Source organism: Streptomyces sp. LS1784, assembly GCF_020103755.1.
GTDB lineage: Bacteria > Actinomycetota > Actinomycetes > Streptomycetales > Streptomycetaceae > Kitasatospora.
On record NZ_JAHSQD010000010.1, the window covers coordinates 16,378 to 32,733 of the forward strand.

Here is a 16,356-nt window from a genome sequence, read left to right on the forward strand (position 1 = left end):
TCGGTCGCCATGCGCCTACGTTGGGCCTCGCCGCCACGACTGGTCGGCCACTGCCGATCACCAACGCAGTCATGAGTCAACTCTCTTATTTATAAGCTAAGTTCGAACCATGTTCGGGTGTCCGCTTGACTACGGCGAAGAGGAAGAACATCGTCTCGAACTCCTCGGCCGTCAGCCCCGCTTCGAGCGCCCGGGAGAACAGGCCGCCCGGCGCGGGCCGCCTGGCCAGGCCGTGGGCGTAGGCGAACATGTCCGCCAGGGCGGCGCGGGAGCGGGGGTTGACCGGGCGGCCGTCCGGGCCGGTCCGGATGGTGGGGCGGTGGGCGAGCGAGGCACGGCCGAGGTCGGTGAGCGCGTCCGGATCGACGGTGCTGGAGTGGGCGTAGTCGGCGTCCTGGTAGCCGATCACCCGGTTCGCCCAGTCCAGCAGCAACCGCCGGTCCTGCTCCGGCACCCCCATCACCCGGGCCAGCGTCCACACCGGCAGGTCGGCCGCGAGCGGGACGAAGTCCGCGCGACCGGCCGGCCGCACCTCCTCGACCAGCTCCCGCACCCGGCCGTCGACCGCCTCCGCCAGCTCCGCCAGCGCACGCGGGGTGAACGCCGCGGCGACGATCCGGCGCAGCCGGGAGTGGTCGGGCGGGTCCTGGTTGAGCATCATCGTGCGGGCGAAGGCCAGGTCGGTCGGCGTGTCGGGGTCCCTGATCTGGGTCGCGCCGAGGCGTGAGGAGAAGTCCTCCGGGCTGCGCAGCACGTGCTTCACGTCCGCGTGCCCCAGCACCGCCCAGTAGCCGGGCCCGGTCGGCCAGTCCCCCACCGCCGGTTCCTTCACCCAGCAGACCGGTGCTTCGGCCCGCAGCTCGCGGAACAGGTCGTACGGCACGCCCTCGGCGTACGTGTCGGGGAGGAAGATCCGGTTCGCCCGCGCCTGGTCGAAGCCCATACCGACCGACCGTACGCCGCGCCCCAGCGGCCCACCAGGACGCGGGATGCCGCGGCTGCGCCGATCGGTGGCCGGGATCCCGTAGGGTCGGCCAATGGCGAAGTACTTCGACGTGCACCCAGAGTCCCCCCAGCCGCGCACCATCAGCACCGTGGCGGCCAGTCTGCGGTCCGGGGCCCTCATCGCGTACCCGACCGACTCCTGTTTCGCCCTGGGCTGCCGGTTGGACAACCGCGACGGCCTCGAACGGATCCGGTCGATCCGGCGCCTCGACGAGCGCCACCACTTCACTCTGATGTGCGTGGACTTCGCGCAGCTGGGGCAGTTCGTCCAACTCGACAACAACGTCTTCCGCGCCGTCAAGGCCGCGACACCGGGCAGCTACACCTTCATCCTCCCTGCCACCAAGGAGGTTCCGCGCCGCCTGATGCACCCGAAGAAGAAGACGGTCGGCGTCAGGATCCCCGACCACACCGTCACCAGGGCCCTGCTCACCGAACTCGGTGAGCCCCTGGTCTCCAGCACCCTGGTCCTCCCCGGCGAGGACGAACCGATGACCCAGGGGTGGGAGATCAAGGAGCGGCTCGACCACGTGCTGGACGCCGTGGTGGATTCGGGCGACTGCGGCACGGAACCGACGACGGTCGTCGACTTCTCGGGCGGCGGACCGGAGATCGTCCGGCGCGGGGCCGGCGACCCCGCCCGCTTCGAGTGACGGACCGGGCACACCCGCGGAGCGGCGACCGCACGACGGATCAACGAGGGCGGCTGAGCCTTCCATGGTGGAGGCCATTCGACACGCCGGGCGGTGGGGGCGAGCAGGTGCAGGGCTGGCAGGTCAGGAACGGCATCGACAACAGCACGGTCAACGGCAGCACGTTCCAGGCGCGCGAGCTGACCGTAGTCGAGGCCGGACGCACCGACGAAGCCGTCCGCCTCCAGGAACAGGTCCTCGCCGACCGCCGGCACCTCGTCGACACCGACCACCCCGACACCCTGATGGCCCGCCACGACCTCGCCGCCGTCTACTGGAACGCCGGACGCCCGGATGAAGCGGTGGAGATGGTCCGCCAGGCAGTGGCGGACCTTGACCGCGTCCTCGGACCGGACCATCCGGACACCGTGCCGGCGAGGGCGAACCTGCTCGAAGTCGCCGGCGGTCCTCAGCCCGAGGCCGCCCAGGACAGCAGCAGCCGCAGCCCGTCGTCCGAGGGCGAGCCCGGGTCGGCGGTGTAGGTGACCAGGGCCTGGCCGGGGTCGTCGGCCGGGCGGAGGGTGTCGTAGGCGAGGTCGAGGGTGCCGGCGAGGGGGTGTCGGAAGGACTTCCTGCCCGAGGTCTTGTCGGCGACCGGGTGGTCCGCCCACATGTGCCGGAACTCCTCGCTGCCCAGGCAGAGTCGACCGACCAGTTCGGCGAGCAGCGGGTCGTCGGGGCGGCGGCCGGCTTCCAGGTGGAGGAAGGCGACGTTCTCCCGGGCGCAGCCCGCCCAGTCCGCGTAGAGCTCGCGGGAGGCCGGGTCCAGGAAGGTGATCCGGGCGATGTTGCGGTCCTCGACGGGCAGGGCGCCGTAGTCGCCGAACAACGCCACGGCGGCACGGTTCCAGGCCAGGACGTCCATCCGGTGGCCCATCACCACCGCCGGGGTGTGGTCGAGCTGTTCCAGCAGGTGCAGCAGGGAGGGGCGCGGCTGCTGGCGGGCGACGGAACGGCGGGCCCGGGCCGCGGGGCGGGCGAGGCGGTGGAGGTGGCCGGACTCGTCGGGGGCCAGGCGCAGGGCGCGGGCGACGGCGTCGAGGACGGCGTCGGACGGGTTGCCGACGCGGCCCTGTTCGAGACGGGTGTAGTAGTCGACGCTGACCCCGGCGAGGTGGGCGAGTTCCTCGCGGCGCAGCCCGGCGACCCGGCGCCGGCCACCGTAGTCGGGGAGGTCGACGTCCTCGGGCCGCAGGCCGGCACGACGGGTGCGGAGGAATTCGCTCAGGGCGCTGCTCGGGTTCACGGAACGGATTGTCACCCGGACGAGTCCCGCCGTGCCTGGCCCTGCCAGGACCAGGCACGGCGGAGCCGGGCGGTCAGCCGGTGAGGGACGGGAAGGCCGGGACGAGCCCGCCGTCGATCACGATGTCCTGTCCGGTGATGTACGAGGAGCGCTCGGAGAGCAGGAAGGCGACGGCCTGCGCGACGTCCTCGGCGGTGCCGAGCCGGCCGAGCGGGACGTGGCCGCGGATCGGCTCGTGGTCGGCCGGGTCCGGGACGGCCGCGTGGAACATCTCGGTGACGATGTAGCCGGGGCTGACCGAGTTGACCCGGATGCCGCGCCCGGCCAGTTCGCTGCCGAGCGTGCGGGCCAGGCTGAGGACGGCGGCCTTGGTGGCGGCGTAGACGGCGGCGCCGGGCAGACCGCGGTGCGGGGTCCAGGAGGCGTTGAGGACGACCGAGCCGCCGCCGGCGGCGTCCAACAGCGGCAGGGCGTGCTGGACGGTGAAGAACACGCCCTTGAGGTTGGTGGCGACGACCCGGTCGAACTCGGCCTCCGTCACGTCCCCGACCGGCTGGAAGCCGGCCACGCCCGCGTTGGCGAAGACGCCGTCGAGGCGGCCGTACCGCTCCCGTACGGTGTCGGCCAGCCGGGCGAGGTCCGCCGGTACGGAGGCGTCGGCGCGGACGGTGAGCAGCCGGTCGCCGGCGTCGAGCTGTTCCGCGGCGCGGGCGAGGCGGGCGTCGTCGCGGCCGGTGACGACGACCCGGGTGCCGGTGCCGAGGAGGTGGCGGGCGGTGGCGAGGCCCATGCCGCTGGTACCGCCGGTGACGAGGACGGTGGAGTCTGCGAGGACGGTGGAGTGGGAGGAAGTGTGGCTCATGGCGTTCACCCTCGCGACGCACGCCGGGGCGGTACCAGACCCGCTTCGACCGTAGGTCCGGGAAAACCACCCTGCCGACCGGGAATCGGGGCGGTCAACGGGTGGTTGGGCCAAGGCGACGGTCCAATACGGCACTCGCGAAGAGGGACTTCACATGAAGATCGGCATCATCGGCGCGGGCAACATCGGCGGCAACCTGACGCGTCGGCTGACGGCGCTGGGGCACGAGGTATCGGTGGCCAACTCCCGTGGCCCGGAGACGCTCAAGGCGCTGGTCGACGAGACCGGGGCGAAGGCGGTGACGGTCGCCGAGGCCGCCCGGGGGGCGCAGGTCGTGGTGGTGACGGTGCCGCTGAAGAACGTGCCGGACCTGCCCGCCGGGCTGCTGGACGGCGCCGCCGAGGGCGTCGCGGTGATCGACACCGGCAACTACTACCCGAAGGAGCGCGACGGCCGGATCGACGCGATCGAGGACGGCGGTCTCACCGAGAGCCGGTGGACGGAGCAGCACCTCGGCCACAGGGTGGTGAAGGTGTTCAACGGCACCTACGCGCAGGACCTGCTGGAGCGCCCGCGCCCGGCGGGCGATCCTGAGCGGATCGCCGTGCCGGTCGCGTCGGACGACGAGGCGGCGAAGCGGGTGGTCCGTGCGCTGGTGGACGAGCTGGGCTTCGACACCGTGGACGCGGGCGGGATCGACGAGTCCTGGCGCCAGCAGCCGGCCACCCCGGTGTACGGGCTGCGTGCCGGCACCGAGGCGGTGACCCGGGCGCTCGCGGAGGCCTCCCCGGAGCGCCCGGCCGCCCACCGGGCCTGAGTCACCGGAGCCGGCGCGCCCCCTCCGCCGGGACGGCGGTGAGGGTGCGCGGCTCGGCGTACCCGGCCGTGCGGAACGCGGCGGTGACCTCGGCGGCGACGTGCTCGGCCGCGTCGGCGTCCACCAGGGCGATGACCGAGCCGCCGAAGCCGCCGCCGGTCATCCGCGCGCCGTGGGCGCCGGCGGCCAGGGCGGCCTCGACGGCGAGGTCGGTCTCCGGGCAGGAGACCCGGTAGTCGTCGCGCAGCGAGGCGTGCCCGGCCGTGAGGATCGGGCCGAGCGCGGCGGGGTCGCCGGCGTCCAGTCGGGCGACGGCGGCCTCCACCCGGGCGTTCTCGGTGACCACGTGCCGCACCAGCGGAACCAGTTCCGAAGGGAGTCGGGCGAGCGCGTCATCCAGCCCGGACGGCTGGAGCGAGCGCAGCGCGGGCAGCCCGAGCAGGGCGGCGGCACGTTCGCAGCCGGCCCGCAGCGCGGCGTAGGCGCCGTCCCCGAGGTCGTGCTTCACCCGGGTGTCCAGGACCAGCAGGGCGAGGCCCGCGCCCGCGAGGTCGACCGGCACCTGACGCATCGACAGGTCCCTGCTGTCCAGGAACAGTGCGGCCCCGGGGTGGCAGCACATCGAGGCCATCTGGTCCATGATCCCGCAGGGCACACCGACGAAGGCGTTCTCGGCCCGCTGCGCCAGCACCGCCAGCTCCGCGGCCGGGAGCCCCAGACCGTACAGGTCGTTGTACGCGGCGGCGACGACGCACTCCAGTGCGGCCGAGGAGGAGAGCCCGGCGCCGCTGGGCACGTCGCTGTCCAGCCGGAGGTCCGCCCCGCCGACCTGGTGCCCGGCCTCGCGCAGCGCCCACGCCACCCCGGCCGGGTAGCCGGCCCAGCCGGGCACGGAGCCCGGGGCGAGGTCCTCGACCCGGAGCGCGACGAGCTCACCGCCCTGGGCGGACCAGAGCCGCAGCAGCCCGTCCGTCCGGCGGGCGGCCTCGGCGCGGACGGTCTGCGGCAGGGCGATCGGGAGGACGAACCCGAGGTTGTAGTCGGTGTGTTCGCCGATCAGGTTCACCCGGCCGGGGGCGGCCCACTCCCCCTCGGACGGCCCGCCGTACAGCTGCGCGAACGTGTTCATGCGGCGACCTCCCGCAGCCGGCGGGCCGCGTCCTCGGGGGTGACGTCGTTGACGAAGGCATCCATGCCGGACTCCACCCCGGCCAGGTACTTGAGCTTGTCGGCGGTGCGGCGGATGGTGAACAGCTCCAGGTGCAGGGCGAGTTCGTCCCGCTGCCCGGCGGGCGCCTGGTGCCAGGCGGAGATGTACGGGGTGCGGCCGGCGCCGAAGAGCCGGTCGAAGCGGCGCAGCAACTCCAGGTAGAGGGAAGGGAATTCGTCCCGCTGCTCGGCGTCCAGGGCGGTCAGGTCGGGCACCCGGCGGTGCGGGTACAGGTGCACCTCGTACGGCCAGCGGGCGGCGAACGGGACGAAGGCGGTCCAGTGCGTCCCGGCGAGGACGACGCGGTCGCCGTGGGCGCGTTCGGCGGCGAGCAGGTCGTCGAAGAGGTTGCGGCCGGTGGTGGCGCGGTGTTCGGCGGCGCGGGCGGCCATCCGGGCGGTGCGCGGGGTGGTGAAGGGCAGGGCGTAGATCTGGCCGTGCGGGTGGGCGAGGGTGACGCCGATCTCGGCGCCGCGGTTCTCGAAGCAGTAGACCTGCCGCACGCCGGGCTGCGCGGTGAGTTCGGCGGTGCGGTCGGTCCAGGCGTCCAGGACCAGCCGGGCGCGTTCGGGGGTGAGGTCGGCGAAGGAGGCCTCGTGGTCGGCGGTGAAGCAGACCACCTCGCAGCGCCCGGCGCCGGGGCCGCTGGTCCACAGGCCCTCGGCCGCCCGGAGGGGCTCGGCGGGCGGGCCGGCCAGTGAGGGGAAGCGGTTCTCGAAGACGGCCACCTGGTAGTCCTCGGCCGGGATCTCACTGAGCCGCCCGTCCCGGGACGGGCAGAGCGGGCACTCCTCGGCCGGCGGCTGGTAGGTGCGCGCCTGGCGGTGGGCTGCGATGGTGACCCAGTCGCCGGTGGCCGGGTCCAGCCGGACCTCGGACCCGGGGGTCTGCGGGTCGAGCGGCCGTTCGTCCACCGCGCACCGGGGGGCGGCGGCACCGCTGTCGTAGTAGATCAGCTGCCGACCGTCCGCGAGGGTGTTCACGGTCCTGACGGTGGGCTGGGTCAGGGACGTCCCGGGCATGGCCCTTCTTCCTCTGAGTGAAGCCATTGGAATCAACAGAAAGCTACAATCTCAAACATTATCCACCAGGACCACTCATGGAAGTGGTCGGAGGAGGGCTTCCCGATGGCTGACAGCGCCCAACCGCTCGCCGGACAGCGTCGTGTGCTGATCCTGGAGCAGATCCGCGCGCGCGGTGGGGTCCGGGTCACCGAACTGGTCCGCGACCTCGGGGTCTCCGACATGACGGTCCGGCGCGACCTGGACGCACTGGCCCGCCGCGGCCTGGTGCACAAGGTGCACGGCGGCGCGGTACGGGTCGACGCTCCCGCCACCGGCGAGCCCGGGTTCGAGACCAAGGCGAACTGGGAGCTGCCCGCCAAGGACGCGATCGCCCTGGCCGCCGCCGCGCTCGTGCCGCCGGGTTCGGCGGTCGGGCTGGCCGGCGGGACGACCACCTTCGCGGTGGCCCGGCACCTGCGCGGGGTCGAGGGACTCACCGTGGTGACCAACTCGCTGCGGATCGCCGAGCTGCTGGAACAACCCGCCGAGGACGGCACCCCCGCCACCGCCACGGTGATCCGCACCGGTGGCGTACGGACCCCCTCGGACGCCCTGGTCGGGCCGGTGGCCGACCAGGCGATCCGTTCCCTGCACGTCAACCTGCTGATCCTGGGCTGCCACGGCCTCTCCCCCGAGGCCGGGCTGACCACCCCGAACCTGGCCGAGGCGGAGACCAACCGCACCTTCCTCCGCTCGGCCCACCGGGTGGTCGTGGTGGCCGACCACACCAAGTGGAACGCGGTCGGCCTGGCCTCCTTCGCCGACCTGGACCAGCTGGACATCCTGGTCACCGACGACGCCCTGCCCGCCGAGCAGCGGGCGGCCGCCGCGCGGCTGGTCGGCGAGCTGATCGTGGCACCGACGACGGACCCCGCGAACCGGCCCGGCTAACCGAACCAGCCCGACCAGCCGGATCGCTGCGCCCCGCCGGACCGGCCCGAACTCCCCCGCACCACCAGCTCGGTGGGCAGCTCCAGCCCCTGCGCCGGCGTCGCCTCCCCGCGCACCTGGTCCAGCAGCCGGCCGACCAGCGCCGCGGCGATCGTCCGCAGCGGCAGCCGGACCGAGGTCAGCGCGGGGTGGAGGTGGCGGCAGAGCGGCGTGTCGTGGAACCCGGTGACGGCCACCCCGCCCGGCCCGACCACCAGCCCCTCCGCCCGGACGGCCTCGGACAGGTCCAACGCCAGCAGGTCGCTGCCGGCCGCGAAGGCGGTCGGCCGGTCGGGCCCGCGCAGCAGCGCCCTCACGGACGCCACCACGGAGCCCGCCGCGGCCGTCTCCGCACCGCCCGTCGCCACCGCGGACAGGCCCAGGCGCCGCGCCTCGGTCAGGAACCCGGCCCGCCGCGCCGCCATCCAGGGCAGCTCCTCGGCGGCCCCGAGGTAGCCGATCCGGCGGTGGCCGAGTGCCGCGAGGTGCCTCACCACCTCGGCCATCGCCGCCTCGTTGCCGATGTCCACCCAGTGCTGCGGCACTCCCGGCCCGGTCCGCCCGAAGCTGACGAACGGGACGCCGAGCCGGGCCACATGGGCGATCCGGACGTCCTCGTGCAGCACGTCCGCCAGCACCAGCCCGTCCACCTGACGGGCCGCCACCAGTTCGTCGATCGCGGCCACCGGGTCGGCCGTGCCCTGCCCCGGCCGGAACAGCAGCACCCGCTGCCCGGCCGCCCCGGCCGCGTCGACCAGGGCCTCCAGGAAGCCGGCCATCAGCGGGTTGGGGTCGAGCGGGTCGTCCACCGGGGCGAGGTAGCCGATGGTGCGCCGGGCGCCGCTGCGCAGCGAGCGGGCCGACTGGTCGGGCTGGTAGCCGAGTTCGCGGATCGCCGCGTTCACCCGCTCCAGCGTCTCCGGGCGCACCCGCTGCGGTGCGTTGAGCGCGTTGGAGACGGTCTGCCGGGAGACCCCGGCCGCCCGGGCGACCTCCTCGATCGTGGTGGCGCCGCGGCGCGGCCGGCGCGGTCCCTCGGGCATGCGGTTCTCCAGGGGTGGTCGGGGCTCAGGACGGGTGCCGGCGCCGGTCCGGCGCCCCGAGCGGGTCAGGCTCGGCGCAGGGTCAGCAGCCCGCCGCGCGGCACGGCGATCGTGTCCGCCCGGTCCAGCTCGACCTCGACCTGCCGGACGATACGCCCCCGGGCGTCCTGCACGGTCACCGCCGCCTGTCCGCGGCCGCCGGTGAGCCGGACGTCCGGGTCGGCGTCGGCGTTGGCCACCAGCAGGGTGCGCCAGTCGTCGCCGGAGGCGTCGACCGGCAGCGCGGCGTAGCGGGCGACGGCCACGGTGCCGGTGCCGCGCGCGGTGACCATCGGGTAGCCGAGGTCCGGGCGGGCCGGGAGCAGTTCGCCGAGCTGGAGGGTGGCGGTGTGCTCACGGAAGACGCCGAGCCAGAAGGCGATGGCCTCGCGCTGGGCCTCGGTCTGGGTGGCGAGGTCGACGGAGACCTGCGGCACCGAGAACAGCACGTTGATCAGGTGGCAGGCGACCTGCTCGGCCGGCTCGCCCTGGTGCCACATCAGCATGTCGGCATGGACCGGGACGGGCCCGGCGGCCAGCCGCACGTCGATGGTCCGCTGCCGGTTCTCCTGCGGGCTGAGCGGGCAGTCGGTGGCGCGGATCATGGTGGCGTACGGCCACAGGCCGGGGCTGACGTACGGCTGGCGGTGCTCGATCATCGCCTCCGGGTCGGCGGCGGTGATCCGGCGGCGGATCTCGGCGAGCAGCCGCTCCACGCCCTCGTCCACGCTCTCGCAGTCCGCGCCGGGGCCGGCCGGCGGGGCGTCGACGCGGGCGAACCAGTCGACGAAGTCCACCTTGAGGCCGTCCATTCCCCACTTCTCGACGGCCCGGGCGAGCCGGTCGGTGAGGAAGGCCCGGACCTCGGGCTGGCGCGGGTCGGCGACGATCGCGCCCATGTGGGCGGCGTCGGCCAGCACGTGGTGGCCGATCTGCCGGTACGCGGCGCTGTCCTTGCCGATGAACGGCAGCGCGTACCAGAGCATGTAGCGCACACCCAGGTCGTGCACCCGCTGGACGTGGGCGGCGGTGTCGGGCAGCGAGACCGGCTCCCAGTCGCCGCAGTGGGCGTAGCCGCGGGTGCGGTCGGCCGTCATCCAGCCGTCGTCCACGATGATGACGTCCAGGCCCAGCTCCTTGCCGAGCGCGGCCTGGGTCTCGACGCCCTTGGGCGTGATGTCCTGGTGCATCGAGTACCAGGTGGAGTAGGCGGGGCGGCGGGCGGCCTCCGGGATGTCGGCCGTGCGGCCCTCGCCCCACCAGGCGGCGAGGTCGGCCAGGGCGCGGCCGAAGTGCCGGCGGGAGGTGTCGATCCGGACGGTGAGCCGGTCGGTGGCCTGGGCCCAGAACCGGAACTCGCCGGTCTCCTCGACCACCCCGGCCCCGGCCAGCACGTCCGGGCGCCCGGCGGCGAAGGCGCACAGGGCGACATCCCCGGTGCCGACCAGCGCGGCGATCGGCGCGCCGTTGGCCAGCGAGGTGCGGCGCGGGGCGCTCCAGGCGGCGGGCAGCCAGCCGGTGCCGCGCGGTTCGGGGGTCCACAGGGCGGTGGCGTCGACGCAGGGCACCCGCCATTCGATCCGCACCTCGCCCGCGCCCTCGGCGGTCACCTCCACGACCCCGTCGGCGATGCCCTGGGCCGTGCCCGTCCCGCTCACCCGCAGGTCCAGGCCCTCGGCGTACAGCGGGCGCAGGCCGCCGGCGGCGGTGGGGGCGTGCGGCTCCCAGACCTCGGCCGTGCTCGTGCCGGTCGTGGCGGTGCTCGTCGTGCCGCTCGTGCTCTCGGTCATGCTCAGCCCTTCGTGGCGCCGGCCAGCAGGCCGGAGATGAACTGCCGCTGGAGGACCAGGAAGAGGACCATCATCGGCAGGGTGGACAGCGCGGTGCCGGAGAGGATCGCGCCGTAGTCGGTGTTGGACTTGTTGCCGTGCAGCGTCGCCAGGGCGACCGGCAGGGTGTGCATCTCGGGGCTGCGCAGGGCGATCAGCGGCCAGACGAACTGGTTCCAGGAGCCCAGGAAGAGGAAGATCGACAGCGCCGCCAGCACCGGCCGCATGACCGGCACCACCACGCTGAACAGCACCCGCAGTTCGCCCGCGCCGTCGACCCGGGCGGCGTCCAGGAGTTCGTCCGGCAGGCTGCTCAGCGACTGCCGCATCAGGAAGATGGCGAAGGGCACGCACAGGCCGGGCAGGATCAGCGCCTGGTAGGTGTCCAGCAGGCCGAATTCCATCATCATCTTGAACAGCGGCACCAGCACGACCTGTTCGGGCACCACGAGGGTGGAGAGCAGCAGGGCGAAGAGCAGGGTGCGGCCGCGGAAGCGGAACTTGGCGAAGGCGTAGCCCGCGAGCAGCGCCACGACGAGGGCACCCAGCGTCTGGACTCCGGCCACCAGCAGGGAGTTTCCGAGCACCCGGAGCAGACCGATCTTCTGCTCCAGATGGCTCAGGTTCTCGCCGAGGGCCCCGCCGGGCAGCAGCTTCGGCGGCCAGTCGAACACCTCGGTGTCCTTGCGGGTGGAGGAGACCACGAGCCAGTAGAAGGGGGCGATCGACAGCCCGGTGATGCCGGCGAGGAAGAAGGTCAGCGGCCAGCCGCGCAGCTTCTTGAGGGTCGCGTTCTTCTTGCGGGGCGCGCTGTTCCTGGCGGGCGCGCCCTGGGAGGTCACGGTCTCGGAGGTCACGGTCTTGGAGGTCACTTCTCGCGCTCTCCCATCAGGCGCATCTGGGCGGCGCCGAGCACCGACACGAGCAGGGTGAGCGCGTAGGCGATGGCGGAGGCGTAGCCGAAGTCGAAGTACCGGAAACCGTTCTGGTACAGGTACATGGAGACGGTCAGGGTGGCGTTGTCCGGCCCGCCGCCGGTCAGCACGTACGGCTCGTCGAAGAGCTGGAGCGTGCCGATGGTCGAGAGCACGACCGTGAACAGCAGCACCGGGCGCAGCGCGGGGACGGTGATGGAGGTGAAGCGGCGGATCGGTCCGGCGCCGTCGACCATCGCGGCCTCGTACAACTCCCTCGGGATGGACTGGAGTCCGGCGAGGTAGATGACGGCGTTGTAGCCGGTGTAGTGCCAGGTGAGCACCAGGACGACGGCCATCCGGGCCCAGACGGGCTGGCCCAGCCAGTCGACGGAGGGCAGGCCGACGGCGTTCAGCAGCCAGTTGACCGCGCCGTCGTCGCCCTTGAGCAGGTAGGCGAACATCACGCCGGTGGCGACGAGGCCGGTGACCGAGGGCATGAAGACGCCGAGCCGCCACACCGTACGCCAGCGCACCAGCGCGGAGTTGATGCCGACGGCCATCAGCAGGGCCAGTCCGAGCATCAGCGGGACCTGCACGATGAGGATCTCACCGGTGTTGCGCAGGGCCGTCCAGAACAGCGGATCGTCCAGCAGGCGCCGGTAGTTGGCGATACCGGCGTTGTGGGTCGCAGAGCCGGAGCCGGTGGTGAAGGACAGCAGCAGCGAGTCGATGACCGGGTAGGCCTTGAACACGCCGAAGGTGATCAGGGCGGGGGCGAGCAGCAGGTACGGCACGGCGGCGCGGCGCCGGCGGGCCCGGCGGAGCCCTGCGGATGCTCTCGTGGAGGCGGCGGGCGGGCTGGCGGCACTCATGCGATCCCGCGCCCGGTCTGCTGGGCGAGCTGCTTGGCGGCGTCCTGGAGGACCGCGGCCGGGTCGGCGCCCTTGAGGAGGACCTTGACCTGGGCGTCGCTGACGAGCTTGAGGGCGCGGGCGTAGTCGCCGGAGTAGTTGGTGGGGTCGCCGCCGTCGGTGGCGAGGTCGGCGAAGGTCTTGAGCACCGGCTGGCCGCCGTAGTAGGCGCTCGGCGCGGCGTACAGCGGGTCGGTGTAGGCCTCGGTGAGGGCCGGGAAGACACCGCCCGCGTTGAACATGGCGTTCACCGAGGCGGGGCGGGTGACGGCGTACTCGACGAACTTCCAGGCGGCGCGGCGGCGCGGGCTGGAGGAGGCGACGGCCAGGTGGGTGGAGTTGACCAGGGCGGTGCGCTTGCCGCCGGGGGTGACCGCCGGGGGCTTGGTGAGCCGCCAGTTGCCGCTCTGGTCGGGGAACTTCTTCTCCAGGTAGTGCGCGACCCAGGCGGGCATCGCGGCCACCGCGAGCTTGCCGGTCTTCATCACGGGCGGCCAGCTCTGGACACCGGGGGTGTCGCCGATCAGCCCGGCCTCGTCCAGCCGCTTGACGATGGTCAGGGCGCGGACGGCCGCCTCCGAGCCGACGGTGATCTTGCCCTGGAGGTCGAAGTAGAAGGCGCCCTGGAGCTGCATCAGGGACTGGAGGAAGTCCAGGTCGGGGGTGGGGTTGGCGGCCCGGTTGAGACCGATCAGGGCGATGCCGGGGTTGGCGGCCTTGAAGCGGTCGGCGACGGCCAGCAGGTCGTCCCAGGTGGCGAGGGACTCGGGGTCGATGCCCGCCTTGTCGAAGTAGTCCTTGCGGTAGAAGAAGCCGAGCGGGTTGACCTCCCAGGGCAGTGCGTAGGCGTGGCCGTCCTTGCCGGAGACGACCGGCCACAGCCCCTTGGCGAACTTGTCCTTGTGCGCGTCGGCACCGAACGAGGAGAGGTCGGCCAGGCCACCGGGGAACTTCTCCATGTAGCCGGGCAGGTAGTCACAGCCGATGTGCAGCACGTCGCCGAGGCCCTGGCCGCCGGCCGCCATGCCGACGGTGATCTTGTCCCAGATGGCGGGCTCGCCGATGTCCTGGACGTCGACCTTGATCCCCGGGTTGTCCTTCTCGAAGGCCGGGACGATCCCGCGCAGGGCGTCGGCGGCGGTGGCCCAGGACCAGACGGTGATCGTGCCGGTGTCGGCGTCCCCACCGGAGGCGCCTCCCGAGCCGGAGCCGCCGCCGCAGGCCGCGAGGGTGCCGCCGGCGGCGACGGCCAGCAGGCCGGCTCCGGATGCGCGGAGAAGGTCGCGACGGGAAAGGTGTGACATTGCATTCCTCTCGGTGGGGTGGCGCCGGAAGGCTGTGATGCGAAGGGGGTGGGGTTGGTGTGGCGGGTGCGGCTGGGGTGGTCCGACACGGTTTGAACGTTCAAACACACAAAACAAACCAGAACCAAACAGGTTCCAACGAGCGGACACAGCAAACGCCCGCCCTCCCCGTGCCGTCAAGCCCCGGGCACGGGAAGGGCGGGCTCCGCAACCGTTCCGTTATCAGCCAGGGGATCGACCTCGTCAGCCGGCCCGGCGCCGGGCCGGTCGGCAGGCCGTCCCGGCGGCCCGCCCTCGCACTCTCCGCAGGGACGGACAGTGACCGGTGGATCCCGGAACGGTTTCCGGCCAGGTTTGTCATGTATCTTTCCGGCGCCGACCGACCCGCCGTTTGTCCGACTAGGGTCGGTCCAGCTCCGCAGCACGGCGCCGCACGGCCCTCGCGCGGCGCTTCGCGGACCCGTCGATTGGACCGGTGAGAAGTGAACATCAAGTATCGCCACGTGCTCGGTCGTTCATGGATGGCGGCAGTCCGGGGCCGGCTCGCCGCCGCGGCGGGGGTGGTCACCCTGCTGGTGGCCGTCCTCACCGGCGCAGCCGCCGGCACGGCCGGTGCGGCACCGGTGGCGGCACCGGTGGCGGCACCGGTCGCCGCCGTCCAGGCGTCGCCCGGGTGGGTCTGTCCCGGTACGCCCATACCTGCCGGCTACGTGATCACCCAGCGTCAGCCGAGCGGGTGCAACAACGCCGGTGCCTGGTACATCCAGCCCGTGCAGAACGGCATCTGGACCTGCGCCACCTCGCCGATTCCCCCCGGCTACGTGATCACCCTCCACAACGCCACCGGCTGCAGCGGCATCGACTACTGGTTCCTGGAGCTGGCCCGCGACGGCCAGTACACCTGTGCCGGTTCGCCGATCCCGCCCGGCTACGTGCTCACCGGCCACATGAACTCCGGCTGCGGCAACATCGGCTCGTGGTACCAGCAACTGGCCCGCGTCGGCGAGTACATGTGCCCCTACCAGCCCGTCCCGGCCGGCTTCCGCGCTGGCACCTACAACGCGAGCATGTGCAGCGGCCTCGGGGGCTGGTACCTGCTCGCCGCCTGATCCGATCGCCGCCGGCAGGCACCGCACAGCACGTGGTGCCTGCCGGCGGCGCACCCGTTCCGGGAGCGCGCTGTCGCGCGTCACGGCCCCCATCGAAGGAGGGCGAAGGAGCGGGTTCAGTCCTCCGCCGGCAGCACGGCCCCGTCGGCACGGGGGAAGACCGTCCCCGGGGTGACCGGAATCCCGCGGGACATCGCCTCGAAGTCCAGGATCGGGTGGGTCAGGATCTCCTCGACCTCGTCGGTCAGGAGGTTGCCCAGGATGAACTCCTCCTCCGCGCCCGACCCGAAGGTGACGACCTGCCCGCTCGACTGGATCATCCAGTTCAGCAGCTCCCGTTCGCTGCTCTCCGCGAGGTGGATCTCCCGGCCCGGGTGGTCGCGCCGGATCCCCTCCACGACCGCGCGGACGTCCTCCACCGCCACCCCGAGCCTGCGGACCGTGGCCGGCGACGCCCGGCGGCCCCACCACTGGAAGATCACCCACTGGGCGACCGAGGGGTGGGACATGATCTCGGCGGCGAGCTCGGGCAGCTGGTGGAGGTTCTCGGCGCTCGCCACGGTGTGCACCCGCACCCGGTCGAAGCCCTCGGCGTCGCACAGGGCGAGGGAGTCCAGGAGTGCTCGGAGGAGGTCGTCGTCCGGGCTGCGGCGGAAGGCGCGCTGCACGTCCGCGGTGGCGGCGTCCAGCGGCAGCCGCAGCGAGGAAAGCCCCCGCAGCCGGGCGAGCTTCTCGGCGGTGAGCGTGTAGCCGGTGGTGTCCAGGCCGACCTTGAGGCCGACCTCGACGGCGTGGTCGACCACGTCGAAGATCGGCGGCCACAGCAGCGGGTCGCCGCCGGCCAGGACCAGGTCGCTGGTGCCGTGCGCGGCCAGCTTCCCGACGATCCGCCGGGCCTGGGCGAGGTCGATCTGCTCCGCGGCGAACGGGTTGTAGCAGCCCTGGCAGGACATCGGGCAACGGTTGTTGATCGACCAGTTGACCCGCCGGACGCGACGGCCCGTACGCGACCGGCCGGCCCGGCTGCGGATCCCGGCCACGAGGTGTGCCAGGCGCCGGGCCTGTGGGAGGGTGGCACCGGTGAGCAGTTCCTCGGCCCGTTCGACGGCGGCCGCGGTGGCGTTGTTCTGGAGCAGCAGGAACGCCAGGCGCCACCGCATGGTCTCGTCCGCCGGGTCCTCGCACAGGGCCTGTTCGACCCGCTCGGCCAGGGCGCCGAGGTAGACCGGGTTGAAGTTGGCCGGCTCCAGGCGCCGTTGGAAGTCGTCGGCTGTCGATCCGCGCTCCAGGGACCTGTCGTAGCCGGCCCGCAACGGGTGCGGGGGCAGGATCTCCACGTGCTGCCGGGTGGACATGGGATGCTCTCCAGGGTCGGTCA

Annotated in this window: 15 protein-coding genes and 1 pseudogene; 5 read left to right on the forward strand and 11 right to left on the reverse strand. The window is 73.0% G+C overall.

Translation table 11 applies throughout. From position 1 onward, the window contains the following. Positions 1–85 precede the first annotated feature (85 nt). Positions 86–943, reverse strand: coding sequence for a cytochrome P450 (locus KS423_RS02875; RefSeq protein ID WP_224274461.1), 858 nt, complete (start codon positions 941–943; stop codon positions 86–88). 94 nt (positions 944–1,037) lie between these two features. Between KS423_RS02875 and KS423_RS02880 the strand changes: the two genes are divergently transcribed. Further along, positions 1,038–1,658 (forward strand): L-threonylcarbamoyladenylate synthase, encoded by a 621-nt coding sequence (locus KS423_RS02880; RefSeq protein WP_224274463.1) that lies wholly within the window; start codon positions 1,038–1,040, stop codon positions 1,656–1,658. A 107-nt stretch (positions 1,659–1,765) separates the two neighbouring features. Next, positions 1,766–2,179 (forward strand): tetratricopeptide repeat protein, encoded by a 414-nt coding sequence (locus tag KS423_RS02885; RefSeq protein WP_224274464.1) that lies wholly within the window; start codon positions 1,766–1,768, stop codon positions 2,177–2,179. Here KS423_RS02885 and KS423_RS02890 read toward each other — a convergent pair. Then, entirely contained in the window at positions 2,107–2,943 is an 837-nt protein-coding gene (locus KS423_RS02890) for a helix-turn-helix domain-containing protein (RefSeq protein WP_224274466.1), read from the reverse strand. The genes KS423_RS02885 and KS423_RS02890 overlap by 73 nt on opposite strands. A 73-nt stretch (positions 2,944–3,016) precedes the next feature. Beyond that, on the reverse strand, positions 3,017–3,805 hold the full coding sequence (locus tag KS423_RS02895; RefSeq protein WP_224274468.1) for an SDR family NAD(P)-dependent oxidoreductase: 789 nt from the start codon (positions 3,803–3,805) through the stop codon (positions 3,017–3,019). 109 nt (positions 3,806–3,914) lie between these two features. Between KS423_RS02895 and KS423_RS02900 the strand changes: the two are divergent. Further along, positions 3,915–4,622: pseudogene (locus KS423_RS02900) on the forward strand (NADPH-dependent F420 reductase); the annotation flags it as partial. A gap of 1 nt (position 4,623) precedes the next feature. Here the strand turns inward: KS423_RS02900 and galK are convergent. Together galK and galT are read right to left on the reverse strand one after the other, a co-directional pair. Then, positions 4,624–5,751: a galactokinase gene (gene galK / locus KS423_RS02905; protein WP_224274471.1), complete on the reverse strand. Its 1,128-nt coding sequence runs from the start codon at positions 5,749–5,751 to the stop codon at positions 4,624–4,626. Further along, entirely contained in the window at positions 5,748–6,854 is a 1,107-nt protein-coding gene (gene galT / locus KS423_RS02910; RefSeq protein WP_224274473.1) for a galactose-1-phosphate uridylyltransferase, read from the reverse strand. The genes galK and galT overlap by 4 nt, the downstream gene beginning before the upstream one ends. A gap of 105 nt (positions 6,855–6,959) precedes the next feature. On the opposite strand from galT, the gene KS423_RS02915 reads away from it, so the two are divergent. Next, entirely contained in the window at positions 6,960–7,787 is an 828-nt protein-coding gene (locus tag KS423_RS02915) for a DeoR/GlpR family DNA-binding transcription regulator (RefSeq protein WP_224274474.1), read from the forward strand. Here the strand turns inward: KS423_RS02915 and KS423_RS02920 are convergent. The 5 genes from KS423_RS02920 to KS423_RS02940 all read right to left on the reverse strand — a co-directional run bounded on the left by KS423_RS02920 (position 7,784) and on the right by KS423_RS02940 (position 13,869). Then, on the reverse strand, positions 7,784–8,869 hold the full coding sequence (locus KS423_RS02920) for a LacI family DNA-binding transcriptional regulator (RefSeq protein ID WP_224274476.1): 1,086 nt from the start codon (positions 8,867–8,869) through the stop codon (positions 7,784–7,786). The genes KS423_RS02915 and KS423_RS02920 overlap by 4 nt on opposite strands. Before the next feature lie 65 nt (positions 8,870–8,934). Further along, on the reverse strand, positions 8,935–10,698 hold the full coding sequence (locus KS423_RS02925; RefSeq protein ID WP_224274478.1) for a glycoside hydrolase family 36 protein: 1,764 nt from the start codon (positions 10,696–10,698) through the stop codon (positions 8,935–8,937). Positions 10,699–10,700: 2 nt separating this feature from the next. Continuing rightward, entirely contained in the window at positions 10,701–11,609 is a 909-nt protein-coding gene (locus KS423_RS02930) for a carbohydrate ABC transporter permease (RefSeq protein WP_224274480.1), read from the reverse strand. Beyond that, positions 11,606–12,526, reverse strand: a complete 921-nt coding sequence (locus KS423_RS02935; protein ID WP_224274487.1) for a carbohydrate ABC transporter permease — start codon at positions 12,524–12,526, stop codon at positions 11,606–11,608. Before KS423_RS02935 ends, KS423_RS02930 begins: the two co-directional genes overlap by 4 nt. Then, positions 12,523–13,869 carry a sugar ABC transporter substrate-binding protein gene (locus KS423_RS02940; RefSeq protein ID WP_224274489.1) on the reverse strand — a complete coding sequence of 449 codons (1,347 nt, stop codon included), beginning with the start codon at positions 13,867–13,869 and terminating at the stop codon, positions 12,523–12,525. The genes KS423_RS02935 and KS423_RS02940 overlap by 4 nt, the downstream gene beginning before the upstream one ends. Positions 13,870–14,390: 521 nt before the next feature. On the opposite strand from KS423_RS02940, the gene KS423_RS02945 reads away from it, so the two are divergent. Then, positions 14,391–14,978 carry a hypothetical protein gene (locus KS423_RS02945; RefSeq protein ID WP_224274491.1) on the forward strand — a complete coding sequence of 196 codons (588 nt, stop codon included), beginning with the start codon at positions 14,391–14,393 and terminating at the stop codon, positions 14,976–14,978. Positions 14,979–15,094: 116 nt separating this feature from the next. Here the strand turns inward: KS423_RS02945 and KS423_RS02950 are convergent, their stop codons facing one another. Continuing rightward, positions 15,095–16,333 carry a radical SAM protein gene (locus tag KS423_RS02950; protein ID WP_224274493.1) on the reverse strand — a complete coding sequence of 413 codons (1,239 nt, stop codon included), beginning with the start codon at positions 16,331–16,333 and terminating at the stop codon, positions 15,095–15,097. Positions 16,334–16,356: the final 23 nt, after the last annotated feature.

What these genes read in the sequence shown, in the direction of transcription:
- KS423_RS02875 (WP_224274461.1), bottom strand. Translation starts at nt 943, where the DNA reads ATGGGCTTCGACCAGGCGCGGGCGAACCGGATCTTCCTCCCCGACACG.
- KS423_RS02880 (WP_224274463.1), top strand. Translation starts at nt 1,038, where the DNA reads ATGGCGAAGTACTTCGACGTGCACCCAGAGTCCCCCCAGCCGCGCACC.
- KS423_RS02895 (WP_224274468.1), bottom strand. Translation starts at nt 3,805, where the DNA reads ATGAGCCACACTTCCTCCCACTCCACCGTCCTCGCAGACTCCACCGTC.
- galK (WP_224274471.1), bottom strand. Translation starts at nt 5,751, where the DNA reads ATGAACACGTTCGCGCAGCTGTACGGCGGGCCGTCCGAGGGGGAGTGG.
- galT (WP_224274473.1), bottom strand. Translation starts at nt 6,854, where the DNA reads ATGCCCGGGACGTCCCTGACCCAGCCCACCGTCAGGACCGTGAACACC.
- KS423_RS02915 (WP_224274474.1), top strand. Translation starts at nt 6,960, where the DNA reads ATGGCTGACAGCGCCCAACCGCTCGCCGGACAGCGTCGTGTGCTGATC.
- KS423_RS02920 (WP_224274476.1), bottom strand. Translation starts at nt 8,869, where the DNA reads ATGCCCGAGGGACCGCGCCGGCCGCGCCGCGGCGCCACCACGATCGAG.
- KS423_RS02925 (WP_224274478.1), bottom strand. Translation starts at nt 10,698, where the DNA reads ATGACCGAGAGCACGAGCGGCACGACGAGCACCGCCACGACCGGCACG.
- KS423_RS02935 (WP_224274487.1), bottom strand. Translation starts at nt 12,526, where the DNA reads ATGAGTGCCGCCAGCCCGCCCGCCGCCTCCACGAGAGCATCCGCAGGG.
- KS423_RS02940 (WP_224274489.1), bottom strand. Translation starts at nt 13,869, where the DNA reads ATGTCACACCTTTCCCGTCGCGACCTTCTCCGCGCATCCGGAGCCGGC.
- KS423_RS02945 (WP_224274491.1), top strand. Translation starts at nt 14,391, where the DNA reads ATGGCGGCAGTCCGGGGCCGGCTCGCCGCCGCGGCGGGGGTGGTCACC.
- KS423_RS02950 (WP_224274493.1), bottom strand. Translation starts at nt 16,333, where the DNA reads ATGTCCACCCGGCAGCACGTGGAGATCCTGCCCCCGCACCCGTTGCGG.